Source organism: Variovorax sp. P4_B10 (assembly GCF_056402375.1).
Genome location: NZ_JBFUHN010000003.1, coordinates 89267 through 107853, shown reverse-complemented (window position 1 = coordinate 107853; position 18587 = coordinate 89267). Strand labels below are relative to the sequence as shown.

General features: G+C 65.5%; 21 protein-coding genes. 9 read left to right on the top strand and 12 right to left on the bottom strand.

The genetic code is table 11. From position 1 onward, the window contains the following. Window positions 1-23 precede the first annotated feature (23 nt). Window positions 24-944, top strand: a complete 921-nt coding sequence (locus AC1DXX_RS02815; RefSeq protein WP_478132647.1) for a tetratricopeptide repeat protein — start codon at window positions 24-26, stop codon at window positions 942-944. Here the strand turns inward: AC1DXX_RS02815 and AC1DXX_RS02810 are convergent. Then, window positions 908-1090, bottom strand: coding sequence for a hypothetical protein (locus AC1DXX_RS02810; protein ID WP_478132646.1), 183 nt, complete (start codon window positions 1088-1090; stop codon window positions 908-910). The genes AC1DXX_RS02815 and AC1DXX_RS02810 overlap by 37 nt on opposite strands. Here AC1DXX_RS02810 and AC1DXX_RS02805 point away from each other — a divergent pair. After that, a complete protein-coding gene (locus tag AC1DXX_RS02805; protein WP_478132645.1) occupies window positions 1089-1532 on the top strand; it encodes an META domain-containing protein in 444 nt (147 codons plus the stop codon). The genes AC1DXX_RS02810 and AC1DXX_RS02805 overlap by 2 nt on opposite strands. 27 nt (window positions 1533-1559) lie before the next feature. Here AC1DXX_RS02805 and AC1DXX_RS02800 read toward each other — a convergent pair whose 3' ends face one another. The 3 genes from AC1DXX_RS02800 to AC1DXX_RS02790 all read right to left on the bottom strand — a co-directional run bounded on the left by AC1DXX_RS02800 (window position 1560) and on the right by AC1DXX_RS02790 (window position 4235). Beyond that, complete coding sequence (locus AC1DXX_RS02800) at window positions 1560-2465, bottom strand: phosphoribosylaminoimidazolesuccinocarboxamide synthase (RefSeq protein ID WP_478132644.1); 906 nt, start codon at window positions 2463-2465, stop codon at window positions 1560-1562. A gap of 97 nt (window positions 2466-2562) precedes the next feature. After that, a complete protein-coding gene (gene fba, locus AC1DXX_RS02795) occupies window positions 2563-3627 on the bottom strand; it encodes a class II fructose-bisphosphate aldolase (RefSeq protein WP_257863243.1) in 1065 nt (354 codons plus the stop codon). A gap of 122 nt (window positions 3628-3749) precedes the next feature. Further along, window positions 3750-4235, bottom strand: coding sequence for an Lrp/AsnC family transcriptional regulator (locus tag AC1DXX_RS02790; protein WP_478132643.1), 486 nt, complete (start codon window positions 4233-4235; stop codon window positions 3750-3752). A 136-nt stretch (window positions 4236-4371) separates the two neighbouring features. Between AC1DXX_RS02790 and AC1DXX_RS02785 the strand changes: the two genes are divergently transcribed. Continuing rightward, entirely contained in the window at window positions 4372-5388 is a 1017-nt protein-coding gene (locus AC1DXX_RS02785) for a 1-aminocyclopropane-1-carboxylate deaminase (RefSeq protein ID WP_478132642.1), read from the top strand. A gap of 82 nt (window positions 5389-5470) precedes the next feature. On the opposite strand, the gene AC1DXX_RS02780 is transcribed toward AC1DXX_RS02785, so the two are convergent. The 7 genes from AC1DXX_RS02780 to AC1DXX_RS02750 all read right to left on the bottom strand — a co-directional run bounded on the left by AC1DXX_RS02780 (window position 5471) and on the right by AC1DXX_RS02750 (window position 12669). Continuing rightward, window positions 5471-6010 (bottom strand): hypothetical protein, encoded by a 540-nt coding sequence (locus AC1DXX_RS02780; RefSeq protein ID WP_478132641.1) that lies wholly within the window; start codon window positions 6008-6010, stop codon window positions 5471-5473. 36 nt (window positions 6011-6046) lie between these two features. Further along, the gene (locus AC1DXX_RS02775; RefSeq protein WP_478132640.1) at window positions 6047-7090 is read right to left on the bottom strand and encodes a hypothetical protein; all 1044 of its coding nucleotides are present in this window, start codon (window positions 7088-7090) and stop codon (window positions 6047-6049) included. Continuing rightward, entirely contained in the window at window positions 7087-7797 is a 711-nt protein-coding gene (locus AC1DXX_RS02770; protein ID WP_478132639.1) for a hypothetical protein, read from the bottom strand. Before AC1DXX_RS02770 ends, AC1DXX_RS02775 begins: the two co-directional genes overlap by 4 nt. A 190-nt stretch (window positions 7798-7987) precedes the next feature. Then, the gene (locus AC1DXX_RS02765) at window positions 7988-8713 is read right to left on the bottom strand and encodes a hypothetical protein (RefSeq protein WP_478132638.1); all 726 of its coding nucleotides are present in this window, start codon (window positions 8711-8713) and stop codon (window positions 7988-7990) included. A gap of 229 nt (window positions 8714-8942) precedes the next feature. Further along, entirely contained in the window at window positions 8943-10391 is a 1449-nt protein-coding gene (gene pyk, locus AC1DXX_RS02760) for a pyruvate kinase (protein ID WP_478132637.1), read from the bottom strand. 87 nt (window positions 10392-10478) lie between these two features. Further along, a complete protein-coding gene (locus tag AC1DXX_RS02755) occupies window positions 10479-11672 on the bottom strand; it encodes a phosphoglycerate kinase (protein ID WP_478132636.1) in 1194 nt (397 codons plus the stop codon). A gap of 91 nt (window positions 11673-11763) precedes the next feature. Further along, window positions 11764-12669 carry a LysR family transcriptional regulator gene (locus AC1DXX_RS02750; protein WP_478132635.1) on the bottom strand — a complete coding sequence of 302 codons (906 nt, stop codon included), beginning with the start codon at window positions 12667-12669 and terminating at the stop codon, window positions 11764-11766. A gap of 84 nt (window positions 12670-12753) precedes the next feature. Between AC1DXX_RS02750 and AC1DXX_RS02745 the strand changes: the two genes are divergently transcribed. From AC1DXX_RS02745 to AC1DXX_RS02720, 6 genes are read left to right on the top strand one after another with little or no spacing between them, the layout of a single operon-like run. Beyond that, on the top strand, window positions 12754-13308 hold the full coding sequence (locus AC1DXX_RS02745) for a VOC family protein (protein ID WP_478132634.1): 555 nt from the start codon (window positions 12754-12756) through the stop codon (window positions 13306-13308). Next, a complete protein-coding gene (locus tag AC1DXX_RS02740; protein ID WP_478132633.1) occupies window positions 13301-14422 on the top strand; it encodes an alpha/beta hydrolase family protein in 1122 nt (373 codons plus the stop codon). Before AC1DXX_RS02745 ends, AC1DXX_RS02740 begins: the two co-directional genes overlap by 8 nt. A 7-nt stretch (window positions 14423-14429) precedes the next feature. Further along, window positions 14430-16079 (top strand): FAD-dependent oxidoreductase, encoded by a 1650-nt coding sequence (locus AC1DXX_RS02735; protein WP_478132632.1) that lies wholly within the window; start codon window positions 14430-14432, stop codon window positions 16077-16079. After that, complete coding sequence (locus tag AC1DXX_RS02730; protein ID WP_478132631.1) at window positions 16076-16279, top strand: DUF2783 domain-containing protein; 204 nt, start codon at window positions 16076-16078, stop codon at window positions 16277-16279. Before AC1DXX_RS02735 ends, AC1DXX_RS02730 begins: the two co-directional genes overlap by 4 nt. Continuing rightward, entirely contained in the window at window positions 16276-17241 is a 966-nt protein-coding gene (locus AC1DXX_RS02725; protein WP_478132630.1) for an MBL fold metallo-hydrolase, read from the top strand. The genes AC1DXX_RS02730 and AC1DXX_RS02725 overlap by 4 nt, the downstream gene beginning before the upstream one ends. Window positions 17242-17282: 41 nt before the next feature. Further along, window positions 17283-18257, top strand: a complete 975-nt coding sequence (locus AC1DXX_RS02720) for a Bug family tripartite tricarboxylate transporter substrate binding protein (protein ID WP_478132629.1) — start codon at window positions 17283-17285, stop codon at window positions 18255-18257. A gap of 17 nt (window positions 18258-18274) precedes the next feature. On the opposite strand, the gene AC1DXX_RS02715 is transcribed toward AC1DXX_RS02720, so the two are convergent. Beyond that, window positions 18275-18586, bottom strand: a complete 312-nt coding sequence (locus AC1DXX_RS02715) for an AzlD domain-containing protein (protein WP_478132726.1) — start codon at window positions 18584-18586, stop codon at window positions 18275-18277. Between the last annotated feature and the right edge of the window lies 1 nt (window position 18587).

Sequence of the window (18587 nt, the reverse complement as noted above, 5' to 3'; positions counted from 1 at the left end):
CGTTTCACCCTCAGTTGGTTCCGATGATCGACATCACTCTCGAAAATTTCCAGGCCGAACTGATCGAAGGCTCCGTCGCCACGCCGGTGCTGCTCGACATCTGGGCCGAATGGTGCGGACCGTGCAAACAGCTCGGCCCGGTGCTCGAAAAGCTCGAGGTGGAGTACGCCGGCCGCTTCACGCTGGCCAAGCTCGACGCCGACAAGGTGCCGCAGATTTCCTCGCAGCTGTCGGAAATGTTCGGCGTGCGCAGCATCCCGTTCTGCGTGATGTTCAAGGACGGCCAGCCGGTCGACGGCTTCGTCGGCGCCATTCCGGCCGACAAGATCCGCGAATTCCTCGACAAGCATGTGCCCGGGCCCGAAGAAGCCGAGGCCGCCTCCGAGGGCGCCGCCGCGCAGGAAGCGCTGGCCGAGGGCGACACGATGGGCGCGCTCGAGAAGCTGCAGCATGCGGTGGCGACCGACCCGGCCAACGACGACGCCCGCTTCGACTACATCAAGCTGCTGCTGCAGGAAGGCCGCGTCGACGACGCCAAGGTCGCCTTTGCCCCAGTGATTGCCAAGACCACGCTGGTGCGCCGCTTCGATGCGCTGCAGCGCTGGATGGATGCTATCGATTTTGCAGCGCCACCTGCAGGCGCAGCACCCGCCATCGCGGATTTCGATGCGAAGATCGCCACCAACAAGCGCGACTTCGACGCCCGCTTCGGCCGCGCCCGCCTGCTCATGGCCGAACAGCGCTGGACCGACGCGATGGACGAGCTGCTCGACATCCTGATGCGCGACAAGACTTGGAGCGAGGACCTCGCCCGCAAGACCTACATTGCGATCCTCGACCTGATCGAGCCGCCCAAGGTGAAGGTGGCCGACGGGCAGATTCCGCCGGACGATCCGGTGGTGGCCACCTACCGCCGCCGCCTCAGCAGCGTTGTGCTGAGTTGAACGGCAGGTTGCGCACCTTGGTGCGMAATCAAATGAAAAAGCGACTCGAGAGTCGCTTTTTTTCCGGCATTGGCGAGCCGGGCGGCGTCGAATACGATGGCGCCCGATTCAACTTGTTGCAAATTGAAAAAGGAAAGATCGGCCATGCGTTCCTTCGCCCGCCACCTGGCGCTTCCCGTCCTTGCGACGGCCGCGCTGCTGACCACCTTGACCGGCTGCGGGAGCGGCATCAGCCTCGACGAACCGATCGAAGGGCCGGTGTGGCGCCTCGCGCAACTGGGTGACGAGCCCATCGCGCCGGGCGGCGACGCACAGATCCAGTTCGACCGCAGCAGCGGCCGCGTCAGCGGTTCGGGCGGCTGCAACCGGGTGTCGGGCAGCTTCACCCGCAGTGGCATCACACTGAAGATCGGCCAGCTGGCCTCGACGCGCATGGCCTGCCTCGACCCGGTGCGGGGCGCCAACGAGGCGCAGTTCATCTCGGCCCTGCAAAGCACCGCGAGCTATCGCCTCGCCGGGCCCAGCCGGCTCGCACTGCTCGATGCCAGCGGGCGGACCGTGGCGACGCTGAATTCGGGCAGCCGCTGAACGCGGTCGCGGCCGAGGCTTTTTTGCTTAGCCGGTCAGGCGTTCGAGCGCTTCGCGGTATTTCGCAGCGGTCTTCTCGATCACCTCGGCCGGCAGGCGCGGCGCCGGCGGCGTCTTGTCCCAGGGCTTGCCGTTGATCTTGGTGGCTTCGAGCCAGTCGCGCACGAACTGCTTGTCGTAGCTCGGCGGATTGGTGCCGGCGGCCAGCGCGGCCTCATAGCCTTCCACGGGCCAGTAGCGCGAGCTGTCGGGCGTCAGCACTTCGTCCATCAGCACCAGCGTGCCGGCTTCGTCCAGGCCGAACTCGAACTTGGTGTCGGCAATGATCATTCCCTTGGTCAAAGCAATCTGCGCCGCGGTTTCGTAGATGGCGATGCTGGTCTCGCGGATCTGCTGCGCCAGCTTGGGGCCGACGATCTCGACCACGCGGTCGTAGCTGATGTTCTCGTCATGTTCGCCGGCCGCGGCCTTGGCGGCGGGCGTGAAGATCGGCAGCGGCAGCTTGCTCGCATTGGTGAGGCCCTCGGGCAGCGGCACGCCGCAGACCGACTGGCTCTCCTGGTATTCCTTCCAGCCGCTGCCGGCCAGGTAGCCGCGCACCACCGCCTCGACCGGGATCGGCTTCAACCGCTTGACCAGCATCGAGCGGTGCGTGACCTGTGGCACTTCCTCGGCCGTGACCACACTCTCGGGCGCATCGCCGGTCAGGTGGTTGGGGCAGAGCTGGCCGAGCCGGTCGAACCACCACAGCGCCATCTGCGTGAGGATCTCGCCCTTGCCGGGAATCGGCTCGCCCATGATCACGTCGAAGGCGCTGAGCCGGTCGCTCGCGACCATCAGGATGCGGTCCTCGCCGACGGCGTAGTTGTCGCGCACCTTGCCGCGCGCAAGCAAAGGCAGGCTCTGGATGGAGGAGGTGTGGACGGTGGTCATGGAACAGGTGCTCGGGGAAACGGAGTGACGTGGAAAACGGATTGTGCGCGCAGAAAAAAGCCACCGCGAACGGTGGCCTTCGAATCGCAGGGAAGTTTTAAACGACTTCCTGCGCCAGTTCACCCTTGGCGTACTTGGCAGCGACCACTTGCAGCGTGTCGCCCTTGATCTTGGCGCCCTGGCCTTCGCAGCCGAACTCGATGTAGCGCTGCTTGCAGATCAGCTTGGCAGCTTCGCGCGCGGGCTTGAGCCATTCGCGGGCATCGAACTTCTCGGGGTTCTCGGCCAGGAACTTGCGCACCGCGCCGGTCATGGCCAGGCGGATGTCGGTGTCGATGTTGATCTTGCGCACGCCGTGCTTGATGGCTTCCTGGATTTCCTTGACGGGCACGCCGTAGGTTTCCTTCATGTTGCCGCCGTACTGGCGAATGATGGCCAGCAGCTCCTGCGGCACGCTCGACGAGCCGTGCATCACCAGGTGGGTGTTGGGAATGCGGCGGTGGATTTCCTTGATGCGGTCGATTGCCAGGATGTCGCCGGTGGGCTCGCGCGTGAACTTGTAGGCGCCGTGGCTGGTGCCGATGGCAATGGCCAGCGCGTCGATTTGGGTGCGCTTGACGAAGTCGGCGGCCTGCTCGGGGTCGGTCAGCAGCTGTTCGCGCGTCATGGTGTCGTCGGTGCCGTGGCCGTCTTCCTTGTCGCCCTTCATGGTCTCGAGCGAACCGAGGCAGCCGAGCTCGCCTTCGACGGTCACGCCCAGGCGGTGAGCCATGTCCGACACCTTCTTGGTGACGTCCACGTTGTAGTCGTAGCTGGCGATGGTCTTGCCGTCGGCCTCGAGCGAACCGTCCATCATGACCGAGCTGAAGCCCAGGTCGATGGCGCCCTTGCAGACGTCGGGGTTCTGGCCATGGTCCTGGTGCATGACCAGCGGAATGCCGGGGTACTGCTCGATGGCGGCCTGGATCAGGTGCTTGATGAAGGCTTCGCCGGCGTACTTGCGGGCGCCTGCGCTGGCTTGCAGGATGACGGGAGCGCCGGTTTCCTTGGCGGCCTCCATCACGGCCTGGACCTGTTCGAGGTTGTTGACGTTGAAGGCCGGAATGCCGTAGCCGTTGGCGGCTGCATGGTCGAGCAGTTCGCGCATCGAGACGAGTGCCATGGGAAATACCTCGCGGGAATTAGGGAAAGAAGAAGGCGGAAAGACGAGAGAAAACTACCGCAATTCTACCGAGCCCCCTTGTGGGACAAGACTGACGCCAGCCCGGGGAAATCTCGGATCGCTCAGATCGGCAGCTGCGTGGTCGAGAGCACCTGCTTGAGCACCATGAAGGTCCGGATCTGCCGCACGCCGGGCAGGTACAGCAGTTGCTCCGCGTGCAGGCGGTTGAAACTGTCGTTGTCGCGGGTGCGCACGAGCATGAAGTAGTCGAACTCGCCCGAGACCACATGGCATTCGAGGCAACCCGACACCTTCTGTGCGGCTTTCTCGAAGTCGGCGAAGGAGTCCGGCGTGGAGCGGTCGAGTACCACGCCGATCATCACCAGCATGCCGACCTCGAGCGCGTGCGGGTCGAGCAGCGCCACGATGCCCTTGATGAACCCCGCTTCCTTGAGCCGCTCGACGCGGCGCAGGCAGGCCGGGGCGCTGAGATTGACCTTGGCAGCCAGCGCAACATTCGACACCGAGGCGTCGCGCTGCAGGGCGCGGAGGATGGCGCGGTCGGTGCGGTCGAGCTCCGGGGCAACACGCAATTTTGTTGTGCTCATGGCTGATTACTTGAACTGAAAGATCTCTCTTTGGCCATCTTGCCTTCTTTCTACCGAAAATCCACTCAAACTTCGCAAGCACGTTTCGCACCCTTCTTCCTACGATCGAAGCCTTCAACTCCCTGGAGCAGCTTCGATGAACCTGAAGAAATTCCCCCGCCACGCCCTGACCTTCGGCCCCACGCCGATCCACCCGTTGAAGCGCCTCAGCGCCCACCTGGGCGGCAAGGTCGATCTCTACGCCAAGCGCGAGGACTGCAACAGCGGCCTGGCCTTCGGCGGCAACAAGACCCGCAAGCTCGAGTACCTGATCCCCGAGGCGCTCGAAGGCGGCTACGACACGCTGGTGTCGATCGGCGGCATCCAGTCGAACCAGACGCGCCAGGTGGCCGCCGTGGCCGCGCACCTGGGCCTCAAGTGCGTGCTGGTGCAGGAGAACTGGGTCAACTATTCGGACGCGGTGTACGACCGGGTCGGCAACATCGAGATGTCGCGCATCCTCGGTGCCGACGTGCGGCTCGACGCCGCGGGCTTCGACATCGGCATCCGCAAGAGCTGGGAAGAAGCGATGGATGACGTGCGAAAGGCTGGCGGCAAGCCCTTTCCGATTCCGGCCGGCTGCTCCGAGCATCCGCGCGGCGGCCTGGGCTTCGTGGGCTTTGCCGAGGAAGTGCGGCAGCAGGAGGCCGAGTTGGGCTTCAAGTTCGACTACATCGTGACCTGCTCGGTCACCGGCAGCACGCAGGCCGGCATGGTGGTGGGCTTCGCGGCCGACGGCCGGGCCGACCGCGTGATCGGCATCGACGCCTCGGCCAAGCCGCAGCAGACCTTCGAGCAGATCGTGCGCATCGCCAAGGGCACGGCCGAACTGGTCGAGCTGGGCCGCGACATCACCGAGAAGGACGTGGTGCTCGATCGCCGTTTCGGCGGGCCCGAGTACGGGCTGCCGAACGAAGGCACGCTGGAGGCGATTCGCCTCTGCGCGCGCTTCGAAGGAATGCTGACCGACCCCGTGTACGAGGGCAAGTCGATGCACGGGATGATCGAAAAAGTGCGGCTGGGCGAGTTCCCGGCCGGGTCGAAGGTGCTCTATGCGCACCTGGGCGGCGTTCCAGCCCTCAACGCCTACAGCTTCCTGTTCAGAAACGGCTGAACAACCTCAACTCGAGCGGCAATCTCCGTCATGCAGGCACCCGCTCAGCCCGCCTATCCTTTCGACGATTTGCCTCTATCCGTCATCGCGCTTTGACGCGCACATACTCTCCATAGGTCTTGGCGGACTTGTCCGCCCTGACGCACAAGTGTCCGTCGCACAGCGTGACATCGGCCTCGTTGTAAGCCTTGAGCAATATGGCGGAAATTTGGTTCTTTGCGATCTCGTCGTAGTAATGACTCGATAACCAAACACTGCCCCCCAGCATCAACACCAGGCTGCCCAACGTGATGCCTGCAACCTTCCAGACCAGATGGCGGTGCAACGCCTCGGCTCGTCGGAACTGTGCGCTCAAGGCAAGAGAAGCCTGATGGATTTGTTCGCCTGCTTCGCGCAGGCGCCGTTCATAGTCGGAAACCGGCCGCTCGATGCCGCCGCGAACATCTTCAAGCACTGCCTCTGGCAGCCGGCTCAGCTGTTCGTTGACGGCCTGGCGCACCACGGCTGGCACCTGTTGGGAAAGCCTCTGCAGCTCCGCGCCGGATTGCTCGCATTGGCGCTCGAACTTTTCAACCAGTGCGCTCATCTTGCTGGCCAAGGCCAGCATGGTTTGATCGTTCACTTTTATTTGCCTCGCCTGTTCCGCGCATCCATAGGTTCAATGGCGCATGACCATCATCACCGGCGCATCCATTGCAGGCTGCTGCTGCGCTTGCTGCGCCTGTTGTTGCGCAACCCATTGCTCCTGGCGATTCACCTCCGCAATTCCCTCTGCGATCACCTCTCGGCCCGGCGGCAGGTCCGCCAACGTCTGTTGCATTCTTCTGAAGGTGGCGTCATCGGCGCTCAGCATGCGGTCCAGAAATGCGGACAGGTCCTCGGTGGGTGAGGGCTCCTTGGATGGCGTCTGCGGCATGCGTTGCGCTTCGCCCGTTGCCTCTGCAGGCGCGGCGCCAGGCAGCATGCTGCTCGCCGCCGCCTCACAGAATTGGCCGTAGGTTTGCCTGGTGTTCGATGTGATGTTGCCCCTGTTGTTCTGGGCCAGCGCAAAGGCGGCCGCCTCCATGACCTGAGTGGCGGTCATGTGGCCGGGTTCTTCCAGTGCGGCATCGGCAATGCGTCTGGCGATCAGATGGTCCTGGCCTTCGCCGCGGCTGCCGTACACCCCTTCACCGCGCCAGCGGGATTCCAGTTGAACTTCCTGTTCCGTCAGGGGCCGTTGCTCGAGCTCGGCGGCCAAGCGATTGGTTTCCAGGATCTCCTCGCGCACTTTGACCTCGTTGTAGTGGGCGTAGCCTTCTGTCAGGTGGCAGGCGCTCTCGTAAGCGGCCTTGTCTTTTCCCGTCAGTGCGTTGGCGCGCGCGGTTGCGATGGGCGCATCGGGTTCTTCGACGCGGAAGTGCCCGAGTTCGTGGGCCAGGATGCTGACCGTGCCTTCGGGGGTGGTGAAGCGGTCGAGGGCGATGCGGAGGCGGCCTGGATTGTCCTTATCCACTGGCGTCCTGTACTCGCCCGCACCGGCTTCTGGGTTGATCCTTCCAGCGGCCGCGTAATCGCTGGATGCATAGGCGCGCATGTCGGCCTTGAGCGCTTCCGACCTGTTGATCATCGCGAGCGCTTCGGGCGAAATCTTGTACGCCTTGAATTTGTTCTTTTCGTCGGCCAACCACTCTGCTGTGATGGCTGTGGTGAAAGTGCTCATTTTTTGTTTCCCTCTCTCTGATTCTTTAGTGATTCAAGGTCGCGCTGCACGGTGATGCCTTCTACGCATTCGTAGTAACTGAAATCGAATTCAACTCGCCCGTTGCTAGGCCCTTTGAAGAAACGGGAAGTGACGTAGAAGATGCCCTGGAGCTTTCCTGTTTGAAAGGGCGGCGATGGCACCACCCCTGGCAACGCCACAGCAGGCGCTACGGTGCGGTGTGGCGAGACGGTGAAGCCATCGCCGAAGGTGGCGATCACATCCGCCAGTGTCACGCATGATTTCCTGATGTCGACGTCAAAGCTGAAGTACCTTTCCCCCCCAATTCTTGGCCTGTCGTCATCTGCACGCGTGTAGTAAAAGTTGCTAACCCCCGCTGGCAAATGTTGAAGCTCTTCTGCATTCCCCGCCCCCGCCGAGATCCGCCAAGGGACGTTTCTGGACTCGCTGTAGTCCCGACCGTTCTTGATCTCCAGCGTCTCATGAAACAGACGGTTTGGATCGGAAAGGTCATCCGTCCGCGCGATGCACCAGGCCAGTTCGACGATGGGGTGTTTCGGCGGCCGGGCTTCGGCACTCTGAACCGCGCATGACGTTGCCGCCGAAGGGTTGAAGTTCGATACCCCCGGCAGAACGCCGCACCCTGCAACGGACACCGCCGTCACCAAGGCCGGCAGCACCGCTTTGAATGCATGCAATTGCTTCATTGATGTCCCCCGCCCTTCCGGCATTCTGGGACATCGTCGATGCCCGATAAATCAGCTCGCGCCGCAGATCGTGAGCATGTTGGTGCCGCCCAAGGGCGCCCATAGGCTCGCCATTTGTTGTACTCGTCGGCCAACCACTCCGCGGCGATGGCGGGGGTGAAGTTGCTCATTCCGGTTCTCCCTTTGCTGGTCAGTCATTCGACTTGAGGTCGCGTTGGACGTTGATGCGCCTTGCGCATTCGTAGTAGCCGAAATCAAAGTGAACTCGCCCGTTGCTGGCGCCTTTGAAAAATCGGGGTGCGACGTAAAAGATCCCCGGAAACTTTCCTGTTTGAGCGGGTGGGGACGGAGCCACTCCCGGCAACGCCGGAGCCGGCGCCACGATAGGGCGTGGCGAGACGGCATAGCCATCGCCGAATGTCGCGATCACATCTGCCAACGTCACACAGGATTTGGAGGAGGCGACATCAATGGTGAAGTGCCGTTTCCCGCCGATCGTGAACTTGTCGACATCGACGCGTTGAAAGAAGAACAATTCGATGCCTGCGGGCAAATGTTCAGCAGTCCCCTCACCCACCGAGATTCCCCAAGGAACGTTTTTGGACGCGCCGTAGTTGCGGTCGTTCTTGATCCCCAGCGTCTCGTGAAAAAGACGATCCGGATTGGAGAGGTCATCCGTCCGCGCGACGCATGCTGCCAGTTCCACAATCGGGTGTTTCGGCGGCCGGGCTTCGGCACTCTGAACCGCGCATGACGCTGCCGTCGAGGAGTTGAAATTCGATCCCCCCGGCAGAACGCTGCACCCTGTAACGGACACCGCCGTCGCCAAGGCCGGCAGCACCGCTTTGAATGCATGCAATTGCTTCATAGATGTTCCCGCCCTTCCGGATGCCGCGATCACATCCGCCAGTGTCACGCAGGATTTCTTGGGGTCGGCTCAAAACCAGCACGCCTTTTCCCGCCGATCGTGAACTTATCGGCATCCATGCGTTGGAAGGGTTGAAATTCGATACCCCCGGCAGAAGGCCGCACCTTGCAACGGACAGCGCGTCAGCAAGGCCGGCAGCATCACCTTGGACGTAGCAATTGCCCATTAGATATCCCCCGCCCTTCCGGCGTTCGAGACATCGTCGATGYCCGCTCGATCAGCTGACGCGGCAGATCTTGAGCATGTTGGTGCCGCCGGGAGCACCCATGGGTTCGCCGCAGGTGATGGCGTACACATCGCCGGTCTGCACGATGCCGCGCTTCTTCAGGTGGTTCTCGGCCTGCAGCAGCGCGGTGTCGCGGTCGCTTTCCGAATCCATCAGGAGCGGGCGCACATTGCGGTAGAGCGCCAGCTTGCGCTGCGTGGCCAGCCGCGAGGTCAACGCGTACATCGGGATGTGGGCGCGGTGGCGGCTCATCCACAGCATCGTGGAGCCCGACTCGGTCAGCGCCACGATGGCCTTGGCGCCCAGGTGGTGGGCGGTGAACAGCGCACCCATCGCGATCGACTGGTCGATGCGGCTGTAGGTCTTGCCGCTGAAGTCGGCGTCGAGCGTCTTGTCTTCGGCGATTTCGGCGGCTTCGCAGATGCGGCTCATCTCCTGCACGGTCTCGAGCGGATAGCGGCCCGAGGCGGTTTCGGCCGAGAGCATCACGGCATCGGTGCCGTCGAGCACAGCGTTGGCCACGTCGCTGACCTCGGCGCGCGTGGGCACGGGGTTGGTGATCATCGACTCCATCATCTGGGTCGCGGTGATCACCACCTTGTCCATGTCGCGCGCCATGCGGATCATCTTCTTCTGCAGCGCGGGCACTGCCGCATTGCCGACTTCGACCGCGAGGTCGCCGCGGGCGACCATGATGCCGTCGCTGGCGCGCAGGATTTCTTCCAGCTTCGGAATGGCTTCGGCACGCTCGATCTTCGCGATCATGCCGGGCTTGTGGCCGAACTCGGCCGCCGCCACGTTGCACAGCTGGCGCGCCATTTCCATGTCCGTGGCGTTCTTCGGAAAACTCACGGCCACGTAGTCGGCCTGGAAGCTCATCGCGGTCTTGATGTCTTCCATGTCCTTGGCCGTCAATGCAGGGGCGGTGAGGCCGCCACCCTGCTTGTTGATGCCCTTGTTGTTCGAGAGCTCACCGCCGAGCTTGACGGTGGTGTGCACCGCTTCGCCCTTGACCCCGTCGACCGTGAGCACGATCAGGCCGTCGTTCAGCAGCAACCGGTCGCCGGGCTTCACATCGCGCGGCAGGTCCTTGTAGTCGAGGCCCACGGCATCGATGTCGCCGAGTTCGGTGCGCGAGGCGTCGAGCACGAACTTGGCGCCCGCCTCGAGCAGGACCTTGCCCTGCGCAAACTTGCCCACGCGGATCTTCGGGCCCTGCAGGTCGGCCATGATGGCCACTTCGCGGCCCGTCTTGCGGGCGGCCTCGCGCACCATGAGGGCGCGATCGATGTGGTCCTGCGCGGTGCCGTGACTGAAGTTGAGCCGCACCACGCTGACCTTGGCCAGGATCATCTTTTCCAGCAGTTCCGGCGTGTTGGACGCCGGACCGAGCGTGGCAACGATCTTGGTGGCGTGGCGGGGGATGCGGTCCGTGCTCATGAAGGTAGTCTCCGTTTTGTATTCTCTACTGTATACACTTTGTGTGTCTGACGGAAGTCACTCCATGAGATTTCACCGCCGCCGGACTCAACCCGCCGCGCGCTTGGCCAGGATTTCGAAGGCCGGCAGGGTCTTGCCTTCCARCACTTCGAGGAAGGCGCCGCCGCCGGTCGAGATGTAGCCGACCTGCTTTTCGATGCCGTACTTGGCGATGGCCGCGAGCGTATCGCCGCCGCCGGCGATCGAGAAGGCGCTGCTTTCCGCAATCGCCTGCGCGATGGCCTTGGTGCCGCCCGCGAAGGCGTCGAACTCGAACACGCCCACCGGGCCGTTCCAGACGATGGTGCCGGCTTCGCGCAGCTGCGCGGCAAGGATCGCGGCGGTCTTGGGACCGATGTCGAGGATCAGGTCGTCGTCGGCGACGTCATCGGCCGCCTTGACCGTGGCGACCGCATCGGCCGCGAAGGTCTTGGCCGTGACCACGTCCACCGGGATCGGCACATCGGCGCCGCGGGCGCGCATGGCCTCGATCACCGCCTTGGCCTGGTCGACCAGGTCGGGCTCTGCCAGCGATTTGCCGATCTTCAGACCGGCTGCCAGCAAGAAAGTATTGGCGATGCCGCCGCCGACGATCAGCTGATCGACGTTGGCCGACAGGCTCTTGAGGATCGTCAGCTTGGTGCTGACTTTGGAACCGGCCACGATGGCCACCAGCGGCCGCTTGGGCTGGGCCAGCGCCTTGGTGATGGCGTCGATCTCGGCCGCGAGCAACGGGCCGGCCGCGGCGATCTTGGCGAACTGCGCGATGCCGTAGGTGGTGGCTTCGGCGCGGTGGGCGGTGCCGAAGGCATCGTTCACGTAGATGTCGGTGAGCGCGGCGAGCTTGCGGGCCAGCGCCTCGTCGTTCTTCTTCTCGCCCTTGTTGACGCGGCAGTTCTCGAGCAGCACGACCTGGCCGGGCTTGACGTCGACGCCGTCGACCCAGTTGGCCACCAGCGGAACTTCGCGCCCGAGCAGCTCGCCCAGGCGCTTGGCGACCGGCGCCAGCGAGTCTTCAGGCTTGAACTCGCCCTCGGTCGGACGGCCCAGGTGCGAGGTGACCATCACGGCGGCGCCGGCGTCGAGCGCCAGCTGGATGCAGGGCACCGAAGCGCGGATGCGCGTGTCTTCGGTGATGTGGCCGGCGTCGTCCTGCGGCACGTTGAGGTCGGCACGGATGAAGACGCGCTGGCCGGCGGCCTTGCCCTGCGCGCAGAGGTCGGTGAATCGAATGACGTTCATGGATCTGGAGGTGGTGGAAGACAAGTCGCCTTGCATTGTAGGTTTCGCCTCGCGGCCGCTCTACGCGCCTCTTGCGGCTTGCCGATGCTTTTCACGCCTTCGGCTGCGACTTGGCGAAGCGCTCGAGGATCTCGACGAAGCTCGCGGCGGCTGGCGACAGGGTGCGCCGGGCCGCGCTGTAGACGCAGACCTCGCGGTGGAAGTCGGGCGATTCGAGCCGCACCATCTGCAGCCCGTGGGCGCGCACCAGCGGCGCCGAGTAGGTCGGGCACACGGTGAGCCCCAGCCCCGAGGCCACCATGCCGAGCGCGGTGGTCATGTACGACACCTCCTGGGTGCCGGGGCGCAGCATGTAGTCGCGCTCGGCCGGGGCCAGCTCGGGCAGCACGCGCTGGCGGAAATCGCGCGTGGGCGCGATGAAGGTGTAGGGGCCGAGTTCGTGCCAGCGCACCTTGCGGCGCTTCGCGAAGGCGTGGTCGGGCGGGCAGATCAACCAATGGCGGTCGCGGAACAGCGTGCGGCGGTCGATGGTGCCGTCGACCGCCACGTCCTGCCCCACCGCCAGCTCCACGTCGCCGGCCACCACGCCGGCGAGCAGGTGCTCGGGCAGCGTGTCGGCCAGGCGCACGTCGACATCGGGATAGGCCGCGCGGTAGACCGCGATCACGCGCGGCATCAGCGTGCAGGCCATCAGCTGCGGCGCTGCAAGACGTAGCAAGCCTTTCTTCTTGTCACGCAGATCGGTCACGCCGGCCACCGCGCTCGTGAGGTCGCCCAGCAGGCGGTGCACCGAAGGCAGGAACTCGCGCCCCGCTTCCGACAGCTGCACGCGCCGCGTGTGCCGGTCGAGCAGCTGCACGCCCATCTCGCGCTCGAGCTCGCGCACCAGCACGCTGAGCGCCGACTGCGTGAGGTGCAGCTGCTGCGCCGCCGCAGTGAAGCTGCCGGCTTCGGCGACGGCGGCAAAGGCGCGCAACTGGCGCAGGGTCAGATTCATAGGGTTATTTCATCAATTGATGAATTAATTTCGATTGCATCATAAGACGCGGCGTCGCCCAATCGCGGCTCACTGGAGACACGCATGCCGACGACGACCGCCCACACGGCCCCACCGCCCATTCGCGGGCTGCACCACTTCGCCTGGCGCTGCCGCGACAGCGAGGAGACCCGCCGCTTCTACGAAGACCTGCTGGGCCTGCCGCTCGCCCATGTCATCAAGAGCGACCACGTGCCCAGCACCGGCGAATACTGCCCCTACGTGCACATCTTTTTCCAGATGCGCGATGGCTCGTACATCGCCTTCTTCGACCTGGGCGACGACGTCGCAGCGCTGCCTTCGCCGAACACGCCCTCGTGGGTGAACCACATCGCGCTGCGGGTCGATTCGGTGGCCGACCTGCTCGCCGCCAAGACCCGCCTCGAAAGCGCGGGCGTCGAGGTGCTGGGCGTGACCGATCACCACATCATCGGGTCGATCTATTTCTTCGACCCCAACGGCATCCGTGTGGAATTGACCACGCCGACCGTGCCGCAGGCCGAGATGGACGCGCATGCACTGCGCGCCCGGGCGGACCTCGATGCGTGGACCGTGCGCAAGGCCGAGCTTCGCGCGGCGAAAGGCCCATCGAATGTCTGAACTGCAACTCGCCGTCATCGACGTGAAGCCCGGCGCGGCGATGGAAAGCCAGTCGGGCCTGCAGATGCTGCGTCCGCGCATCTACGGCGCCTTTCGCGCGCCGCCGGGGCCGAAAAAAATCGCGGCCATCGTGATGCACCCGACCAGCAATTTCATGGGGCACTACCTGATCGGCCCGCTGGCCGAACGCGGCATCTGCTGCATGGGGCTGAACTCGCGCTTCGTCGGCAACGACACGGTGCTGCTGATGGAGCGTGCCATTCAAGACCTGGGCGCCGGCGTGCAGCACCTGCGAGCGGCCGGTTACGAGAAGGTGTTCCTCGTCGGCAACTCGGGCGGCGCGGCGCTCGCGAGCTTCTACCAGGCGCAGGCCGAGAAGCTCACGGCCACGCACCTGCCCGACGGCGACCCCACGCACCTGCACCCCGACGACCTGCCGCCCGTGGACGGCATCGCGCTGTGCGCCGCGCACCTGGGCCGGTCGCGGCTGATGCGCGACTGGATCGACCCTTCGGTCACCGACGAGCACGATCCGCTCTCGGTCGATCCCGATCTCGACATGTACGACCCGCGCCACCGTGTGCCCTACGACAGCGACTTTCTCGCGCGCTTCAGCGCGGCACAGAAGGCTCGGCTGGACCGTATCGAGCAATGGGCCATCGACCGGCTCGCACTCTTGCGCAGCACGCCAGGCGCGCCGCGCGACCAGACCTTCATCGTCTACCGCACGCATGCCGATCCGCGCTGCGTGGACCTTTCGCTCGATGCCAACGACCGCCTGCCGGGCAGCGTGTGGGGCGATGCGCGGCAGGTGAACTACTCGGCGAATGCGATGGGGCGCACCACCTCGCTGACCGCGTTTCTCTCGCAATGGTCATCGCGCTCGCAGGCCGACGGGCCGACCAACCTCGCGCGCACCATGGTGCCGAAGCTGCTGCTGACCTACACGGGCGATCCGTCGACCTTCCCGAGCACGCGCGATGCGTGGATGGCCGCCGGCGCCGCGCGCATCCGCAATGTCGACATCGTGGGCGGCAACCACTACCTCGCGGGGCAGCCCGCGCTGATCCCCAAGGCAGCGGATGCGATCGCCGAGTTCGCCCACGCGCTGTAGAAGAGACATGGAAACCTTTGCATTTGCACCGGCCTACGAGCTGCCGGCCTGGCCGTTCACGCCACCGCCCGAGCTGGCCGGCGCGAAGATCGTCCGCCACCCCATCGTGATCGTCGGCGCGGGTCCCTCGGGCCTCACGCTGGCCTGCGACCTGGCACAACGGGGCGTGCGCGCAGTGCTGCTCGACGAGGACGACACCGTCGGCGTGCGCGGCGCCTCGTCGCGCGGCATCTGCTACGCGCAGAAGAGCCTGGAGATCTTCGAGCGCCTCGGCATCTATGAGCGCATCGCGGCCAAGGGCATCACCTGGTCGTTCGGGCGCACCTTCTCGGGCGCGCAGGAGGTCTACAACTTCAACCTGCAGGCGAACAGCGTCTCGAAGCAGCCGCCGTTCATCAACCTGCAGCAGTTCTATGTCGAGTGGTTCCTGGTCGAACGCATCCTCGAACTCGAGCTTACCGACATGCGCTGGAAGAGCCGCGTCACCGGCGTCGAGCCGTTGAACGATGGCGTGCGCATCGAGGTCGAGACGCCCGCGGGCCGCTACACGATCGAAGCCGATCGCCTGATCGACGCCACGGGGGCCAACAGCCCGATCCGCACGCAGCTCGGCATCGAAACGCATTCGTCGCGCAGCACCGACCGCTGGTGCATCAGCGACGTGCGCTTCAAGAAGCCGCTGCCGACCGAGCGCTGGACCTGGGTCGACGCGCCCTTCAACGAAGGCCGCGGCGTCTGGCAGCACCTGATGGCCGATGGCGTATGGCGCATCGACTACCAGATGCCCGAGGACTGCGACACGGCCCGTATCAGCCAGCCCGACGTGGCGGGCGCACGGCTGCGCGAGCAGCTCGGGCCGGACGTGGCGTTCGAGTTCGTCTGGATCGGCCCGTACGGCTACCGCGATCACCTGCTCGACAGCTTCCGCCATGGCCATGTGTTCTTCATCGGCGACGCCGCGCACGTGGTGAGCCCCTTCGGCGCGCGCGGCGGCAACAGCGGCATCCAGGATGCGGCAAACCTCGGCTGGAAGCTGGCGCTGGTCGCACAGGGCCAGGCAGGCGATGCGCTGCTCGATAGCTACGACGCCGAGCGCCAACCTGCGGCGAAACAGAACCTGCAGGTGACAAGCCGCTCGGCGCGCTTTCTCGCCCCGCGCTCGCCGGCCGAGCACACGCTGCGCCGCGCCGTGGTGGCGCTGGCGGCGCGCCATCCGTTTGCGCGAGCGCTAGTGAACACCGGCCGCATGTCGGTTGCCAACGACTACCCGGCCGCGCCGCAACTGCCCGAGAGCGGACGCTCGGTGCAGAACCTGCCGCTGCACTGGGCCGATGGCCGCGAGACGACGCTGATGCAGCTGCTGGCCGAAGGCACGCAATGCATCGGCCTCTGGTTGGCGCCGGCACGCGCCGAAGCCAGGGCGGCAATGGACGCAACGGCATCGCTGCCATTGCGCCTGCTGGCCATCGGCGGCGACAGCGGCCTGCCGACGCTGCAAGCCGACGAGCAGCTCACGCGCCACCTTGGCATCCACGATGCGGGCAGCTTCGTCCTCATCCGCCCCGACGCCTACCGCGCCGCAACGCTGCCGCACGCCACGCCCGATGCGATCGCCACCGCACTGCACACGGCCCTCGCCCACGACACCACCCCATGATCACCGAGCCCCGCATCCCCGACCCCGACGGCTTCTACGCCGCCCTGCTCGCCGCGCACGAGGGCTTGAGCGAAACGCAGAGCGCCGACCTCAACGCCCGCCTCGTGCTGCTGCTGGCCAACCAGTGCGGCGACCAGGCCGTGCTGCTCGCCTGCATCCGCGCTGCAGCCGAAGACCCCACGACAACCCGAGCCCCATGAACGCCACCGTCTCCTTCGCTTCCGCCTCCGACACGCGCGAGCAGAAGCCGCAGCTGCGCGAGCTCGCGCCCCACGTCTACGGCTACATCAGCGACTTCGATCCCAACTGCGGCTTCGTCGTCGGCGACGAGCAGGTGGTGCTGATCGACACGCGCCCCACGCCGCGCATGGCGCGCGACTTTCTCGCAGCCATCCGCACGGTGACCGACAAGCCGGTCAAGACCATCGTGCTCACGCACTACCACGCGGTGCGCGTGATGGGTGCCAGCGCCTTCGACGAGGTCGAGGCCATCGTCGCCAGCAACGGCACGCTCGACTGGATCCGCACGCGCGGCCAGGCCGATTTCGATTCGGAGGTCGGCCGCTTTCCGCGCCTTTTCGCGGGGGTGGAAGAGATCCCGGGCCTGACCTTCCCGACAGTAAGCTTCGAGCGCGGGATGAGCCTCTGGCCCGGCGGCGGCCGCGAGCTTCGCCTGATGGCGCTGGGCCGCGGCCATTCGAGCGGCGACACGGTCGCGTGGCTGCCCGACTGCGGCGTGCTGTTCTCGGGCGACGTCGTGGAGAACCATTGCGGCGTCTACGCGGGCGATGCCTACATCGGCGATTGGGCCGGCACGCTCGACGCGGTGCTGGCATTGAAGCCGCGCGTGCTGGTGCCGGGCCGCGGCGCCGTGCTGCAGGACGAAGCGGCCTGCGCCGAGGCCGTCGGCCTTACCAAGGCCTTTCTCTCGACGCTGCTCGACAGCGTGCGCGCCGGCATCGCCGCCGGCGAAACCCTGCGCGGCTGCTTCGCACGCGCCGAAGCGGCGATGACGCCGCGCTTCGGCACCTGGCCCGTGTTCCAGCACGTCCTGCCCTTCGACGTGTCGCGTGCCTACGACGAGCTGCGCGGCATCGAGCACCCCGTCGTATGGACGGCCGAGCGCGACCGCGAGCTCTGGCAGACGCTGCGCGGGGAATAACGCGCTACCGATTTCGAAACAAGCAACGGAGACACAAGACGATGAAGCGATTCCTTCCCCTGCTGGCCGCGGCCCTCGCGCTCGCCGCCGCACCCTTCGCATCCGCGCAGCAGGCCGCCTACCCGAGCCAGCCTGTCAAATGGATCGTGCCCTACGCGGCCGGCGGCGGCACCGACAACCTCGCGCGTTCGCTGGCCGAGGCGATGCAGCCTTCGCTCGGACAACCGCTGATCATCGACAACCGCCCCGGCGCGTCGACCAACATCGGCGTGTCGGTGCTGATGCAGGCCAGGCCCGACGGCTACACGATCATGCAGGCCGAGAACGCGGCGCTGCTCTTCAACGAGCACATGTTCGCCAAGCTGCCCTACAAGCCGGCGAGCGATTTCACCTACATCGGCACCATCGGCCGCTTTCCGGTGGCGCTGGTCGTCCACCCGGACTTTCCCGCGAAGAACGTGGCCGAGTTCGTGCGCTACGTGAAGGCCAACCCGGAGAAGGTGAGCTACGCCTCGCCGGGCAATGGCTCGCCGCACCACATGGCGATGGAACTCTTCAAGCAGAAGGCCGGGCTCAGTATCACGCACGTGCCCTACAAGGGCGCCGCGCCCGCGATGACCGACGTGATGGGCGGCCAAGTGCCGACGATGATGCTCGACCTCGCTTCGGGCCTGCCGATCATCAAGGCGGGCAAGGTGCGCGTGCTGGCGATTGCCTTGCCGCAGCGTGCCGGCGCCTTGCCCGATGTGCCGACCTTCGTCGAAGCCGGATTCAGCGACGTCAACGCCTATGCCTTCCACGGCCTGATCGGCCCGGCCGGCATGCCGCCCGAGGCGGTGGCGCGGATCAACAGCGAACTGCACAAGGCGATGAAGGCGCCGAAGGTAGTGAAGCTGTTCTCGGAGTTCGGCTTCGAGGCGCTGCCGGGAACGCCGCAGGAGTTCTACAAGCTCTCGCGCGCCGAAAGCGACCGCTGGGGCAAGATCATCCAGGCCGCCGGCGTGAAGCTGGACTGAAAAGAAGGGCCCGCCGGCTACCAGCCCAGGCCGAGGTGCAGGGGCAGGTACACCGCCATGCCCGCGAGCATCGTGCCGAGCACGCCGCGGCGCCAGTAGAAGTACGCCGCACCGACGACCGCCGCATACAGGCGGGCGTCGTGCAGCGTGGTGATCAGATGGCCCTGCGACATCACGATCTCTGGCGCGATCACGCCCGCGAGCGCAGCGGCCGGCGCGTAGTGCAAGGCGCGGTGCGCCCACTCCGGCAGACCCCAGGGCCGGTCGAGGATGAAGAAGAAGCAGCGCGTGAGCACGGTGACCGCGGCCAGTCCGACGATCACGCCCATC